The sequence below is a fragment of the Coraliomargarita algicola genome (assembly GCF_033878955.1).
Classification (GTDB): domain Bacteria; phylum Verrucomicrobiota; class Verrucomicrobiia; order Opitutales; family Coraliomargaritaceae; genus Thalassobacterium; species Thalassobacterium algicola.
Genome location: NZ_CP138858.1, coordinates 2,988,946 through 3,004,470 on the forward strand (window position 1 = coordinate 2,988,946; position 15,525 = coordinate 3,004,470).

A 15,525-nucleotide genomic window follows, 5' to 3' on the forward strand; every position below is an offset into this window, starting at 1 on the left:
TACCGTTTCTTGCTGGATTTTCCTGAGAATGCGATACTCAATCGAATCTTGTTATTCACGCATCTGCGTTTAATTTCCCTCCCCTTACATGGCACGAAAAGCAAAGAAAAAAGTCGTAAAGAAAAAAGTGGTCTCTCAACCACGCAAGGCACGCTCACGCCCAGTGTTGGGATTGTTGCTATTTACTATTGCGGCGCTGGTCGCAGTGTCGGTTTTTGATTATAATACCGAACAGTATAATGCCACCAACCCGACTGATCCAAATCTGGTCGGTCTGTTTGGTAGTTACGTGGGCTTCTTCGGCTTTCATTTCCTGGGAGTGGCGGTGCTGTTGGTGCCCTTGTTTCTGCTATGGTTTGGAGTGCGCCTGCTGGTGCAGCAGGAGTATGGGAAGCGCCTTTTAACTGGGCTTGCATCGCCCTTGGCAATTTTTTGCGTCTCTGGATTGATTGCGATGATGCGTCCTGTCAGCAGTACGACTGGTAGCTTGTTTGAAAGCCAACTTTCCAATGGTTTTGGGGGTGTCATCGGTGAGTTTATTGGTCCTGTCGTGTTGGAGCCATATATCGGTCCCTTCGGCGCTTTCCTGATTTTGCTGATGGGCTTTATTATTGGTTCGATCCTAGTGTTTACGGATAACCTCGGGCACTTTTTCGATTATTTACACACCAGTTACCGTGAGTTTCTTGAGAACCGCGCCGAATCCAAGGAGGTGCGCAAAGCCCGTAAAGCGGAGCGAGCCGAAGCTAAACGCGCGGCCAAGGAGGAGGCAGCACGCGCTAAAGCTCAGGCTAAAGAAGAGGCTGCCGCGGCCAAGGCGGAGGCTAAAGAAGCCGCAGCCGCGGCGAAGAAGGAAAAGAAGACTGCCAAGCCGTCTAAAAAATCGGCCGAATCCGCTGAGGCTTTGGACGACGAGCAGCCCCCGGCTGATGGTCGCAAGCCTTCTTTACTGAGTGGTGCGCCCACGCCTTTACCACCGTCCAGCGGGGCGGGGAGTGCTGCAGCGCCGTCTGCGCCTAAGAAGAAGCTCATACCCAAGCCACCTGAACCACCAGCCGAGCCGGAGCCGAAAAAGCCCGTGCTGGATACGGCTACAATTAAGATTATTACCGGTGAGAAAACCGAAAAAGCGATCGCCAGTATTCCGGAGCGTCGCGGCGATTATGTTTTCCCGCCGCTGAATTTGCTCTCGGAGGCGCCGGATGCCAGCAGCATCGCGCCCGAGGACCACGCGGGCACGATGAGCGCACTTGTTCGCACGCTCGACGAATTTGGAGTAAAAGTTATTCCCGGCGAGATTCACACGGGGCCGGTGATCACTCGCTACGAAGTGACTCCCGCGCCTGGTGTGCGTGTTGAGAAGATTGTGAATCTGGATAAGAATATCGCTCTTGGTCTTAAAGCGCTCTCTGTCCGTATTCTGGCACCTGTTCCGGGCAAAGGCACTGTTGGGATCGAGGTGCCTAATAAGGTATCATTGGCGGTTTGCATGCGTGATATCGTCGAGTCCAAAGCTTGGGCCGAAGCCAATGCGGAGATTCCCATCGTGTTGGGTAAAGATGTTACCGGTAAGCCGATGGTCACCGACCTGACTAAGATGCCGCACGTGCTGATTGCCGGTTCCACTGGCTCGGGTAAGACAGTCTGTATTAATGCGATTATCGCATCGTTGCTCTACCACTCCGGCCCAGAGGATCTGCGCTTTATCATGGTCGACCCCAAGGTGGTAGAAATGCAGATGTATAACGCACTGCCCCACATGTTGATCCCTGTGGTGACCGAGGCGAAGAAAGTACCCGGTGCGCTCAAGTGGCTGATCGCGGAGATGGAGCATCGCTATCAAATTTTCGCCAAGACCAATGTGCGCAACATCGCTGGTTTCAATGCCAAGATCGCCAAGGACAAAGAAGAGCAAGCTAAGGCCGAGGCGATGGATGCTGAAATGAGTCCCGAAGAACGCGCGGCCCTTCAGAGTATGGAAGTGCCCCGCGATGACGACGCCTTTGAGGTTCCACGTAAGAAGTTGCCCTATATCGTTTGCGTGATCGACGAGTTGGCTGACTTGATGATGGTCGCGCCCGCTGATATCGAGACCTGCATCGCGCGTATTGCGCAGCTCGCTCGTGCAGCTGGCATTCACCTCATTCTCGCCACCCAGCGTCCTTCGGTGAACGTTATTACCGGTGTGATTAAGGCCAACTTGCCTAGCCGCATCTCCTTTAAGGTCGCCTCTAAGATCGACAGTCGCACCATTCTCGACGGAGGTGGAGCCGAAGCCCTGATTGGCAAGGGGGATATGCTCTTCATTCCTCCCGGCACTTCCAATCTGGTACGTGCCCAAGGTGCTTTCGTTTCCGACGACGAGATCAACGCCATTGTGGAGTTCCTTCAAGAGAAGAATGATCCACCACAGTTTGCGGAAGACGTGCAAAAGCAGATCGACGCCGGTGGCGACGATGCCGGAGGCGGCGACGATGGAGGTCCCAGCGACGGCGACGAGCTCTTGCCTGACGCGATCGACGTGCTGCGTTCTACGAAGCGCGCGTCCACCTCCATGCTTCAGCGTCGCTTGCGCATCGGTTACAATCGTGCTGCCCGTTTGATGGAAGAGCTGGAAGAGCGCGGCATCGTTGGCCCCGAAAACGGCTCCAGCCCACGCGAAATCATGGTGGATCTCGACTCGATGTAGTCAGCGTCACTTGCTGACCTCTGAATTGAGCTTGGATCGAAGTTCGTTCGTCGCGCACGCACAAAAAAGCCCGCCAGGATTCTGACGGGCTTTTGTAAATCTTGTATAGCGAATGCTTCGTTAGAAGTATCTGCTTGTGTTTAACTACCAGGTGAAGACTGGTGAGCTAATGGATGTGTCACCTGCGGCGACTGTTCCGTTTTCGCCTTCGGCCCAAATCTCATCGTTGATGAGGAATTTGAAGGTGACGTCGCCCTTGGCTTGTGTGCTAACGAAAGACCATTCGTATGGACTTACGTTGTCGAGCTGAACGCCTTTGTCCCATGAGAGGCCGGCCCCTTCACCGCGTACGTAGAGACTGTTGCCGAAGCCGACGTCTACTCGTGCGATGATGGAAGTTTTTTCGACTGTCTTAGCAGGAGCCTTCTTAACTTCTGGTTCCTTCGCTGGAGCAACTACCGCTGGGGCGGCTGCCTTTGCCTTTTTGACCGCGACTTTCTTGGCTACCTTCTTGGCTGCTTTTTTGGCAGGCACTTTCTTGGTAGGAGCTTTTTTAGCGGCGACCTTTTTCACAGCCTTTTTGGCTGCGACTTTTTTGGCCGCTTTTTTAGTGGTGGTTTTTTTAGCCATGATGACTGAGTTTTCGAGTGGATTGATGTTTGATGTGAGTCGATTTTGCTGGAAAGACTTCCGCATGAGTGACCGACACAATGGGGACTAGCACAAACAAAGCCAAATTGACAGCTAAAAGTGACTATTCTCCAGTTAGTAGGTAGATGACTTCTTCCGCTAGATTCTTGGCGTGGTCTGCGATGCGTTCGATTGATTTGGAAATTAAGATCGTTTCCACATGGGTGGAGGATTCGCTACTCTCAAGTTTCATCTCTTTATAGAGTGTGGTGTAGTTTTCTTTATTGAGTCGATCGACTTCTTTATCGCGCTCGATGATCCCTCTGGCGAGCTCCAGGTCTTCATCTAAAAATGAAGTGATTGCGTCCCGCATCATCGCGAAGGCGAGTCGGCTCATCTTCTCGATTTGCACTGGATTCTTTGCCTTACCTTCGCTGGTTAGAATCTTGCGGGTCTTTTTCGCAATGCTATGGGCTTCGTCGCCGGCTCGCTCGAGGTCGTGGCTGGCTTTGATGGCGACAAAGATTAAGCGCACGTCACTGGAGACGGGGGAGCGTAGCGTAATGTAACGGACGGAAGCGCGGTCAATTTCGACTTCGAGGTCGTCGATCTCGTCATCCATTTTGACGGCAGCTTGAGTTTTCTCGAGGTCGCTTTCGATGAAGCCTTCAACGGCCAGACGACCAGCTTCGCTGGCTTTTTCGCCAATGAGTATGAGTTTGCTACGAATCTCTTCGAGCTCTTTGTGGAAATAGCGGTTCATTATATGTAGAGTACCAAGGGGAGGGGGAGGGTGAATGGTGATTAACCAAAGCGGCCAGAGACGTAAGCTTCAGTTTGATCGTTCTTTGGTTTCATGAAGATATTATCAGTTACATCATATTCGATGAGTTTGCCAAGGTAGAAGAATGCGGTGCGGTCAGATACGCGGGCGGCTTGTTGCATATTGTGCGTAACGATCACAATGGTATAGTCCTTTTTTAACTCATGGATGAGTTCTTCGACCTTACCGGTCGCAATGGGATCCAGCGCCGAGCAGGGTTCGTCCATTAGGATCACTTCCGGGTTATTGGCGATTGCGCGGGCGATACAGAGACGCTGCATCTGGCCGCCCGACATGCTGAGCGCACTCTCATGTAAGCGGTCTTTGACTTCATCCCAAAGAGCGGCGCCGCGCAGGCTGCGCTCCACGACTTCGTCGAGTTCGGACTTCTTGTTGCGGCCAGCAATGCGGAGACTGAAAACAATGTTTTCGTAGATCGATTTTGGAAAAGGATTATACTTTTGGAAGACCATGCCGATGCGCTTGCGCAGGGAGATGACTTCGAGGCTGGGGTCGTAGATACTTTGATCGCCAATCGTGATATCACCCGTGTGTTGGATGCCCTCGATTAGGTCGTTCATACGATTGATGCTGCGTAGCAAGGTAGACTTACCACAACCTGAGGGGCCGATGAAGGCGGTGACTTGTTTTTCAGGTATGTCGAGGTTTAGGTCGAAAAGCACTTGGGTCGAACCATACCAGAAGTTGTAGTTGTCTTTAATCTGGATGAAAGGCTCGAAGTCTTCTCGGCTGTCGGTTGTTTTAGGTGCTTGGATCATTGCGAAATATTTTGAAATTTTGTTTATGTTGGCGTCGCGTGCGATGGCTTAAAAGGTGTCGCCCTTATACTTTTTACGAAGATGGTTGCGGATTGTGATGGCGCTTAGATTGAGGACGATGACCAGCACGATTAGCAAGAGTGTCGTGGCAAAGACCATTGGCTTGGCGGCATCGGAATCGGGCGATTGGAAGGCGAGGTCGTAAATGTGAAAGCCCAGGTGCATGAATTTGCGGTCTAGGTGAACGAAAGGAAATTCGCCATCGAGGGGCAGGCTTGGTGCGAGTTTGACCACGCCCACCAGCATTAGTGGTGCGACTTCGCCTGCGCCGCGTGCCATGGCGAGGATGAGTCCTGTCAAGATGCCGGGCGCGCTGGCGGGCAGCACGATGCGTTGAATCGCTTGCCACTTGGAAGCGCCGCAGGCGAGCGCAGCCTCACGCATGCCTCGTGGCACCGCCGAGAGTGCTTCTTCTGTGGCGACAATCACGACGGGCACAGTCATGAGTGCCAAGGTGAGGGAGGCCCACAGGACGCCGCCGGTGCCGAAGGTGGCGGTTGGGAGTTTATGACTGAAAAACAGTTCGTCGATACTGCCACCGAGCACATAAACGAAGAAGCCGAGTCCGAAGACGCCATAAACGATGGAGGGCACACCGGCTAGATTGTTAACCGAGATGCGGACAGCTCGTACGATGACGCCCTGGGTGGCATACTCGCGCAGGTAAATGGCGGCGACCACACCGAAGGGCATCACGGCCAGGCTCATGAGCAGTGTCATGACAAAGGTGCCGAAGATCGCGGGGAAAATGCCGCCTTCAGTATTCGCCTCACGGGGGGCTTCGGACATGAAGCGCCAGATTTGTTTCAGAAAGAAGCCAACTTTGCCTGGCAGACTCATTTCATTGGGGAAGTGTGCCTGGGTGATGTTTTCAAAGCTGATGCGCCGCTCTTCGCCGGTGGCTAGACGTAGCAGCAGCGAGTCCTGGTGACGACGTTCGCGCAGCTCGCGGGCTTCCGCAGCGAGTTCGGTGTATTGTGCCTGCAAGGCGGCTTGCTGCTCGTTTAGTTCTTGAATCTGCGGCGAAGTTTCAGCGGCAGCTTCACCCAGCTCTTCGCGCAGTGCGCGTTGCTCGAGGCGGATGGATTCCATCTTGCTGTTGATGCGTCCGATCTGCTTCTTCTCGATCTTGGTATAGGTTTCTAAGCGTTCGTTACTTTCCTCGATCGTCTTGAATAGTGCGGCCTTCAGTGCTTCTGGCTCAGTGATTGTAGTCCCATCGGCGAGTTGGATTTCGAGTGGGAAGCCAAGTGCATCTCCGAACTCGATACGCTCTAATTGGAGGATGCCAGAGGCCGGTGTAAATAAGGGTTCACCTGCTGCGTCCGTCACGATTTGGTCGGCATCGACGTAGTGATACATTTGCCCGTAGGCATCTTTGTTGCCTGCGAAGAACTGGAATTCGCTGGTCAGGCCAGCATTGGTCGCTTCTTGTAGTCGCTTATGACGTTCCAGTGCGATGGCGCCGGCGAAGTTCTGGCCGTTGCGAGGGCCGGCGGTTGAGCCCTCGACCAATTGTACCTCGTAGATGGTGTCGGGCCAAAACATGGAGAGGCCGTTCTTGAGGATGATACCGAGTAGCCCGATAATCAGGAGGATGCCGACACTGAGCCCCATGCCGGTGAACCAAACGAGGGCTTCACCTTTGGGGCGGATCGATGTAAAACTGTGCTGCGATTTTGGCATGAGAAAAAATGCTGGTTTGCCTGTATGTGATGTGGCGGGCGCTGACTCTAGATCGTCTTGTATTTCTCGCGCAGGTGCTGGCGAGTGACTTCGGCGATCGTGTTCAGTATGAATGTCAGGAGGAAGAGCGCCATCGCACCGAGGAAAAGAGTGCGGTAGAGGGTGCTGTATTGTGGTGCTTCGGGCAGTTCCACCGCGATGTTGGCCGCGAGTGTGCGCATGCCGTTGAAGATGTTCCACTCCATGATCGGCGTGTTACCCGTAGCCATCAGCAAAATCATGGTTTCACCGACCGCACGGCCGAAGCCGATGATGGTGGCGGAGAAGATACCAGGTGAGGCTGTCGGTAGGATGACGCGCCAAGTGGTCTGCCAGCGGCTGGCACCGAGTGCCAGCGAAGCAGAGGTGAGGTAAGGCGGCACATTGGTGAGCGCATCCTCGGAAATGGTGAAAATGATCGGGATCACGGCGAAGCCCATCATGAGGCCGACCACTAAGGAGTTGCGTTGCTCAAAGCTAACGCCAGTTGTTTCAGTCCACCAAAGACGGAAGTTGCCAGCTTTGACACCGAGGTCTGGATCATAGACGCGGAACAAGACCGATTCCAGGGTGGGGCCGAGTTGCCAAGACAGGTAGCCGACGATCAGCACTACCGGCAGGATGACCATCCATTCCGAACCCGGGCGTATGCGGTTGCGCACGGTTTGAGGCATGCGTCCCCAGAAGTAGCCCAGCATGGCGGCACTGAGTGGAACGGCAATGAGCATGAGCAGGATGGAGGGCACACGATCTTCGATTAAAGGTGCCAGCCAAAGTGCTGCCAAGAAGCCGAGCACGACGGAAGGGAGCGAGGCCATGATTTCCATGGCAGGCTTGATGTAGCGCTTCGCTTCCGGTTTCAGATATTGCGAAACGTAAATGGCTGCCAAGATCGCGATCGGCATGGCAAAGAGCATGGCGTAGAAGGTGCCTTTGATCGAGCCGAAGAAGAGCGGCACGATCGAGAGCTTAGGCTCGAAGTCGGAGGTGCCGCTGGACGACTGCCAGTCGTATTCAGGCTCGGATTTGCCCTCATACCAGATCTTGCCGAAGAAGGCCTTTACACCCGCGTTTGGGTGTGGGTCGTCGACTGCATACACGTGTAGGTTTTGTTGTGCGTCGAAGGCGAAAATTGAATCCCAGCGTGGGCCGAGCGCGATCTTCTGTAGTGGGAAGTCGGTATCGGTTTCCCAGCGCACATCGCCTGTGGTGCTGTAGCGCAATGAGAGTTGATGCTCGTTGGAGATCAGGAATCCGCGGTTGCGTTGCGCGGGGCTAAAGTCGTTGGCACCTCCAGCATCCAGTGCTGGGAAGTCCTTGATCTTGGTGTAAAGAATTTGGCCAGCCGCTTCGTCTAGATAGCTGGCGAGTGTAATGTTCGCACCGGACTTTGAAGTTAAAATGACGGATTGTTTGCCGAGTAGCCAGTTGATCGAGTGGATCGATGTGTCCTCCAGATCGGCAAATGGCTGCAGCTTTTGCACGCGTTCCAGTTGCCCCTTGTTGAGGCGTAGGTAGTAAAGCCATCCACCCTCGGTGGTGAGTAGGATGCGGTCGCCTTGTCCCCCAATGAGTAAGCGCTCCGGCTTTTCGTCGGTGATGCCATGGCCGAGGTCAATCTGCGCGTCCGCCACCATCTTAGGCGCGCCAAACAGGCTGGATTTAACAACGTAGGTTTGAAGAGTGACGATGGTTTCGCCGTCTGCAGTTTCTTGTAAGGTGCCGATCGCTCGGTTGGTGGTGGACTCAAAGAAAGCCAGCTGGCGCACGGGGGCGTTCGACTGGCTGAGGGCCGGCAGCAACTCTGATTTGACCTGAGGCACGACCGTGCGCGGGGCGTCCGCTAAAAACTCAGCTTTGTAATCGAGGTGCAGCAGGGCGACGCGACCGTCTTCTGAGCCGAGCGCGATTTCACCTTTGTAGGCGTCGTAATAAAAAGCCGTCCAGTTCTTCTCTGGCAGTTTTGTGTCGACTTCAAACAGACCACGCGGGCCGAGCGCGAGTTGATTCAAGTCGCCACCGACACGTTCGTAAGTGCGGGTCTCCACATCGCGCGGTAGATCTGCGAAGTGAAGCTGTCCAGCTTGATTCAGGAAGAAAGGGAGTTCGCCCCATTCGTCGACACCCATCACGGCGACTTCCTCCAGTGGTATGGCAACTTTCCCGACAGACTTAACTTCTGGGTGCCCGAAAAGTGGCAGAATCTGCACAAAGATGAAGGCAAAGATGGCGAAGACCGCCAGCATCACCAACCAGCCGCCACCCTTGATCACGCCCGTCATCAGGCGGTCTAAAATCAGTGTGGTGCGGGCGACGGTGAAACGCTCTTCGGAGGGATTATTGGAAGTCGAACTCATAACGATGTCAGTCGATCATTGAAGGCTAGAATCAGCTAAAAAGCGGTACTGTCTCTATATAGCAAAAAAAAAGTGGGTGGAGAGGCCTCCACCCACGTAAAAATTATGTGACGCTTATTTAAGACTGTTTAGGATCTGTTCAGCGATCGGTGCTGGAAGTGGGTAGTAGCCGTCTTTCTCGACGACTTCCTGGCCTTGCTTAGACAGCACGAAGCGCAGGAACTCGTAAGTCAATTTATCCATGGGCTCGCGTGGGTCGCGATTGACATAGACGAAGAGCTGACGAGCCAGCGGGTAGCTGCCATCGAGGCAGTTTTCTGCAGTGGGTTCGATACCATCGATCTGGATCGCTTTCACGCCAGAAGTGGTGTAGCCGATGCCGGAGTAGCCGATGCCTGCGAGGTCAGAGCCGATGCCTTGCACCACAGAAGATGAGCCAGGCTGTTCCTTAACGCTGGAGGAGAAGTCACCACCAGCCAGTGCGACCTTCTTGAAGAAGCCGTAAGTGCCGGAGGCACTGTTACGACCGTAGAGGCTGAGTGCGCGACCGCCCAGGCTGCCCTCAAGTCCGAGTTGGCTCCATTCGGTGATGGGTGTGCCACCCTTGCGGTAAGTGCTGGAGAAGACAGAGTCGATTTGCTCGGAAGTGATGCTTTCGAGTGGGTTGTCTTTGTTGACGAAAACTGCGAGGGCATCGATCGAAGTGCCGACGGCTGTAGGCTTGTAACCGTAGCGAGCTTCGAAGGCGTCCATTTCTGAGCCCTTCATCTCGCGGCTCATGGGGCCGATTTGTGCCGTACCTTCGATGAGTGCGGGCGGTGCGGTTGAAGAGCCTTTGCCCTCGATTTGAATGTTAACATTCGGGTAAATCGCTTCGAAGCCTTCAGCCCAGAGGGTCATTAAATTGTTGAGTGTGTCGGAACCGATCGAGTTAAGGTTGCCAGATACGCCTGAAACGGATTCATAAACGGGCAAGTTCGGGTCAACGTTAGCAAGGCTGCTGGTCTGCCCAGCAAAACTCATGCAAAGGGCTGCGGTAAGACCGCGAAGGATGGATGTAGTGTTCATTCGTATGTGTGATCGGTTATTGTGATTAAAATGAGTGCGAGCTGATTTGCTCACTAACTTCATTACCTTTATACGCGTGTTTTGTTTCGGAAATGTGGCGCTTATGTTACAGGAAGGTTAATATTGTGACTATTTGTAGACCTGTGGGCAGTGTGCTTGTGGGGTGCTAGATGTGCATTATCTCACTTGTGGTGCGGGATTGTGGTCTTATTGGGGTGTTTGTTGTGTCTGTTTTGCTTGTAAATGGTGGGGCATATTTTCGTGTGTGTTTTACGGATGTGTCACATGGTTACCTGTTTGTGTCCTGGATGGCACATTAATGTAATAAAGTGCGGCTATGTGACGAAATTAACACTCCTGTAACTTTAATGGCTTAGAACTGTAACAATACGGGGGTATTTTTGTGACGTTGCCGCGATGGCGCATTTTACAAACACTAACAATGAAACTATATACATTCACACAATTGACTGCGATTTCGGCGGCCTTACTTGGTTCCGCTAGCTTTGCAGCATCTAATGATGCCTTGCTGGAACTTTTGGTTCAAAAAGGTGTTCTGACTCAAGATGAAGCCACGTCGGTGGCTGCCGAACTTGAGGAGCAGGATCAGGGATTTTCAATTTCGGCTAAAGGTAAGGAAACGGTGAAGCTTCGCTTTAACGGCCGCTTACAGGGGCAATACGATTCACTCGCCGGCAGTGTCAATGGTGCGGATACGCCAACTACGAATCATTTTTACTTCCGTCGCTTGTTCTTTGGTGTAAAGGCAAACTTGGACAACGGCTTTTATGCGGAATCCGTCTTCGACGTCGCAGGTGAAGACTTCTCATTCGATAAAGCATCTTTCGGTTACAAATTTGATGATAAGTTGAATGCACAGTTTGGCTTTCAGAAGGTGCCTTTCGGGTTCGAAGAAACTTCGTCGTCCTCAAAATTGCCAACCATCGAGCGCTCAGCCGCGAATCGTTTTTTCGCAGATCAAATTGATTTCTCTGCGCGTCACACAGGTATTCATGCGCAAGGCGATCTGGGAGCAGGCTTTAGCTATGCGGTCTCGCTGGTAAATGGTGCGCAAGGTGAAGGCACGAAACTCTGGGGAGATTCCGAGTCTGACAACGCGCTCGCCTACTTCGGTCGACTGCAGTGGGAGGCCGATGGACTCACCGTCGGTGTGGATGCGGGTGCTAATTCGAACAGCGACGATAAGGTCGGCGGCAACGATGTGGTCGCGTATACGGGCTATGTGAACTATAAGTTCGAAGGTCTGGATCTGTTGGGAGAATACTTCCATGGTGACTTAGGCGATTTTGGAGATGTCGACGGCTATGCATTACGTGCGTCGTATAAGATTGGTAAGTTCGAGCCAGTGCTTCGTTACTCTCATCTTGAAGCCGATGATTTTGATATCGATGTAGATGAGTTGATACGTCGTGCCTCATCGGGTCCTGATGCGCTTGCTACCAGTGCGAATGCAGGCAACGAAATTGATTCTGTCTATTTCGGCGCTAACTATTATTACAGTAAAGCTGTAACATTCATGGCGGGGTACGAGATCGCCGATGCCGAGGATGAGGCAGGCACTGAAGTCGAAGTTGATGGCTTTCGCGCACGTGTCCAATTACTCTGGTAATCTCTGTTAATTCACTCGTTTGTTTTGAGCCCGGGACGCGCATTGCGTGTTCCGGGCTTTTTTTTGGCATCTGGATCTTGCGCATATCATTGAGACTAGCCTGTGTCTTGGTATGTTTCTAATGGGTTACGGGTTTGCGCCTAAAAGGTCACAAAAGTTACAGCACTGTGATAATTGTAAGGAGGGCGTTATTTACTGTTGAGAGGGCTTAGGGGGCGCGCAAAAGGGATCGTGATTTCCAGTCCGTGGACACTTTTGCTCTGCGGCAACTCTACCTTTTTTCCACAAGAATCAATGAATAACAAAATTTACACTAGTGCCGTGCGCGTGCTCTTTGCTTCACTGCTGGCCGCGCAGTCAGCTTTAGCGATTAAGATCGTAGTGCCTGATCAATACAAGGATCAGGTCGAGGAAATGAAGAAGGCTGAACGCCAATTGCGTGAGCGTGAGTTGCAAGGAGGGGATGCGCCAAGTGATGCTAAGGGCATGTCGATTGCTACGAGCGAAGCGCCCGAAGAGGCGCCGAAGGTCGCAGCAGATGAGTTCCTGGTACAGTCTGTTGTTGAAGCTTCAGCCACCGCGAGCGAGTATGAAGGTACACTTGCGGCTGATCAGGGCTTGGTTTCCGGCCAGATCGTAGACAAGGAATCCGGGGAGCCACTCTCAGGTGTGGCTATCTTGGTGGAAGGTGAGGATATCGCCACAGTCACTGCGGAGGATGGCCGCTACTCGCTCGGACCTGTTGCGGCGGGGCAGTATACGCTCAGTCTTATTAAGGGTGGATACATTGAGGCGAACGTGACGGATTTTACGATCACTGGTGGTGAGGTGAGTGTGTTCCCCTTCGCCTTGCCTCCACGACCTGCGGAGATGTCGGATGATGTCTATGAGTTGCAGGATTTCACTGTGACGGCTGAAGAGGCGAACAACTTGATGATGAAGCTGGAGCTTAAATTTGACAGTAGCCGTGCGCTAGATGTGTTTAGCAGTGAAGACTTTTCTAAGTTTGCGGCGAGCGATGTGGCTTCAGCTGTGACCCGGATATCAGGTGTTTCCGTTAATGATGGTAAGTTTCCTTCAGTGCGTGGCCTGAATGATCGATATACTGTAACCACAATGAATGGTATGCCAGTGCCAAGTCCTGACCCGTTCCGGAAGTCTCCTCAATTTGATATTTTTCCTTCTTCCTTACTTGAATCAATCATCGTCAGCAAAACGGCGTCAGCAGACCTTTCTGGTGAGTCAACTGCGGCAAATTTCAATCTGATTACCAAACAATTGCCTGAAGAGTTCTTTTTAAAGGGTTCTATTGGTACTGGGTTTCATAGTGGATCTATTAAAGATTTTCGGACTTTTGATCGTCCTGATAGTTATCTGCTTACGGATGCTGCTGGAGGCTTAAAGCAGGCGCCATTTGACGAGCCACTTGGTAGCTCTGATCCGAATTTTCAAGGGTCAGAGCAACTGGGGTCCAAGGAGCGGGACGCACAGCCTAATGTCTCCTTTTCGCTTTCTACGGGAAATACATTCGAATTTGCTAATGGGGGAAAGCTAGGTCTCGTTTTCGCAGGCTATCATAAGCGAGAGACCTCCGCGATTCTCGATGCGCAGAATGTACAAGGTTACAATTTTAATGGTGCTGACCGGTTTGTTCCTGTGACAATAACTTTACCGCCTTTCTTGGGGGGCGGCACTGTCGATACTTTTGAGAACAGATCCATTCCATTTGGGGATGAAACAACTTACGACCACGAGGAATACGAAGAAAGCGTCAAGTTGGGTGCCCTCGTTGGAGCTTCCTATGAGCTTAACGAAGACCATCGTTTCTTTGGTAACTTTTTCCTCAGTCGAACGGCGGATACTGTGGTTTCCCGAAATTTTAACGGTAGCAATCCTGACGAGCAGATCTCAGAAGAGTCAGACCTATTTCTTTTACGTGAACAATTATACTATGTTGAGCGTTCTCTTGCTTTAGGGCAAATTGGTGGTGAGCATAAACTGCCAACCATCGACTTGGAACCAGAGATGACTTGGGGGCTTCAGCGTGCACGCACAAGCCAGGATGAACCTGATTTTCGAGATACTTTCGTTGTTCACCGTTACTCAGACTATCCGGATGGGGATATTCCAGAGTCGGTCAGTCGGGATAATCCGGCTTACAACGTCAACAGCGGCGACAATTTATCGCTCTCTTCAAATTCTTGGCGATATGTGCAGGAAGATGAAGATACTGGTCGCCTTGATTTTGCGCTCAATCCGATGGATACGGTCAGAGTCGCTTTCGGGGGGATGGCGAGGCGCGCAGAACGTACCTCAGAGATTCAGACATTTCTAGAGGGGCGCGGCGATGCTGACCCGACTGGTACTACTGAAGCAGGTACTGGAATCACTAATGCAAATTTGCGTAACGGTAGCCGTTCGATTCGTGGTACTTCGGCGGCGATTCGCGATATAGACGCGCTTTACTTGTCTACTGATCTAGAGCCTGCAGAATGGATAAAGCTTAACTTCGGGTATCGCTTCGAAGACTCTATTCTTTCGGTCGATAGTAGGACGATTTTGGATAGCTCGAATTCTTTGGCGAATGTCTTTCGCCAATATGATGCCGCTCGAGCGGAAATTGCCTCAAATCCTAGTGCAGACAGTTCATTCTACGTCCGTGCTGCCGAGGCTGACGTTCTCAACGTTGAGGACGGGCAACGTTTTATTCTCGGCGACAGCATTGCTCGAGACCTCGAAGATCGAGTTTACTTGCCAAGTGCTAACCTCACTTTGACACCAACTAAAGGTATGCAATTAAAGCTGGGCTACTACGAGACCTTGAATCGCCCATCTTTTCGTGAAATCACCCCGGATATTTTCGTTGATGTAGGCACTGGTGACCAGCTCGGAGGCAATCCATTTTTACAATCTTCGACTGCCGATAATTACGATTTTCGCGTCGAGCTTTATCCTGAGCAGTTCGAATTTTCACTCCCCTTTGGAGAGGCTTTGTTCCATGCCGATGATATGATCGGAGTCAGTCTTTTCCGTAAGGAGATTGAGAATCCCATCGAATTTTTGCGTCCTACTGATCGTAACCTCGATGAGATTCCATTTAATAACCCTGAAGGTGCGGTGGCCGAAGGAATCGAATTTGAATTCAGTAAAAATTTAGGTTTTGTGCCGATTCCCTATGCCGAATTTTTCACTTTTGGCGGGAACATGTCGTTTACTTCTGCGATGGTCGGAGTTTCCGACGCAGAAAAAGCTTTGTTGGGGCTTAACGTCAATACGGACGAGGCTCAGCTTGATGACGAGCGTCAGCTCGCTGAGCAACCTGATCGAATTCTGAATTTTAATCTGACCTATGAGCACCCGGATTACGGCACGCGTGTCACACTTGCTTATAACAAAAAATCCGAAATCTTGGAAGCGATCGGCTCCGAGCAAGATTATGATGCTTTTCGTGGTCCGACAGAACGATTGGATTTAATCGTTAGTCACGCATTCGAAAATGGGCTGACTCTTAATTTTTCGATCAAAAACCTTCTGGATGAAGGTTATGAAACCTATTTCCGTAATCGTGCTCCGGATTACAGTTCAGGAAATATCAGCAATATGGAAAACCCCGATGAGTTTGGGCAGGATCAGCCCCGGAAATCAGTCGATACGGTCGGCCGCTCGTTCTCATTCTCCGTCGCTTATGACTTCTAGATTCTTGTCACAGAATCGTAACGAGAAAGGCGTCTCTCTTTGACATTAATAGTATAAATTCTGGGCTC

Annotated in this window: 9 protein-coding genes; 3 read left to right on the forward strand and 6 right to left on the reverse strand. The window is 51.8% G+C overall.

Features of this window, described 5'->3' with window-relative positions; translation table 11 throughout:
* The first annotated feature begins 88 nt into the window (after positions 1–88).
* Entirely contained in the window at positions 89–2,689 is a 2,601-nt protein-coding gene (locus tag SH580_RS12125) for a DNA translocase FtsK (RefSeq protein ID WP_319831125.1), read from the forward strand.
* 144 nt (positions 2,690–2,833) lie between these two features.
* Here SH580_RS12125 and SH580_RS12130 read toward each other — a convergent pair whose 3' ends face one another.
* From SH580_RS12130 to SH580_RS12155, 6 genes are all read right to left on the reverse strand, one after another.
* Entirely contained in the window at positions 2,834–3,319 is a 486-nt protein-coding gene (locus SH580_RS12130) for a hypothetical protein (RefSeq protein ID WP_319831126.1), read from the reverse strand.
* 124 nt (positions 3,320–3,443) lie between these two features.
* Positions 3,444–4,082, reverse strand: a complete 639-nt coding sequence (gene phoU / locus SH580_RS12135; RefSeq protein ID WP_319831127.1) for a phosphate signaling complex protein PhoU — start codon at positions 4,080–4,082, stop codon at positions 3,444–3,446.
* A 41-nt stretch (positions 4,083–4,123) separates the two neighbouring features.
* Entirely contained in the window at positions 4,124–4,921 is a 798-nt protein-coding gene (pstB, locus tag SH580_RS12140; protein WP_308984787.1) for a phosphate ABC transporter ATP-binding protein PstB, read from the reverse strand.
* Between the two features lie 48 nt (positions 4,922–4,969).
* A complete protein-coding gene (gene pstA, locus SH580_RS12145; protein WP_319831128.1) occupies positions 4,970–6,667 on the reverse strand; it encodes a phosphate ABC transporter permease PstA in 1,698 nt (565 codons plus the stop codon).
* Between the two features lie 47 nt (positions 6,668–6,714).
* Positions 6,715–9,063 carry an ABC transporter permease subunit gene (locus SH580_RS12150; protein WP_319831129.1) on the reverse strand — a complete coding sequence of 783 codons (2,349 nt, stop codon included), beginning with the start codon at positions 9,061–9,063 and terminating at the stop codon, positions 6,715–6,717.
* A gap of 114 nt (positions 9,064–9,177) precedes the next feature.
* Positions 9,178–10,131, reverse strand: coding sequence for a PstS family phosphate ABC transporter substrate-binding protein (locus tag SH580_RS12155; RefSeq protein WP_319831130.1), 954 nt, complete (start codon positions 10,129–10,131; stop codon positions 9,178–9,180).
* A 442-nt stretch (positions 10,132–10,573) separates the two neighbouring features.
* Between SH580_RS12155 and SH580_RS12160 the strand changes: the two genes are divergently transcribed.
* Positions 10,574–11,761 (forward strand): porin, encoded by a 1,188-nt coding sequence (locus SH580_RS12160; RefSeq protein ID WP_319831131.1) that lies wholly within the window; start codon positions 10,574–10,576, stop codon positions 11,759–11,761.
* A gap of 294 nt (positions 11,762–12,055) precedes the next feature.
* Positions 12,056–15,457: a TonB-dependent receptor domain-containing protein gene (locus SH580_RS12165; RefSeq protein WP_319831132.1), complete on the forward strand. Its 3,402-nt coding sequence runs from the start codon at positions 12,056–12,058 to the stop codon at positions 15,455–15,457.
* Positions 15,458–15,525: the final 68 nt, after the last annotated feature.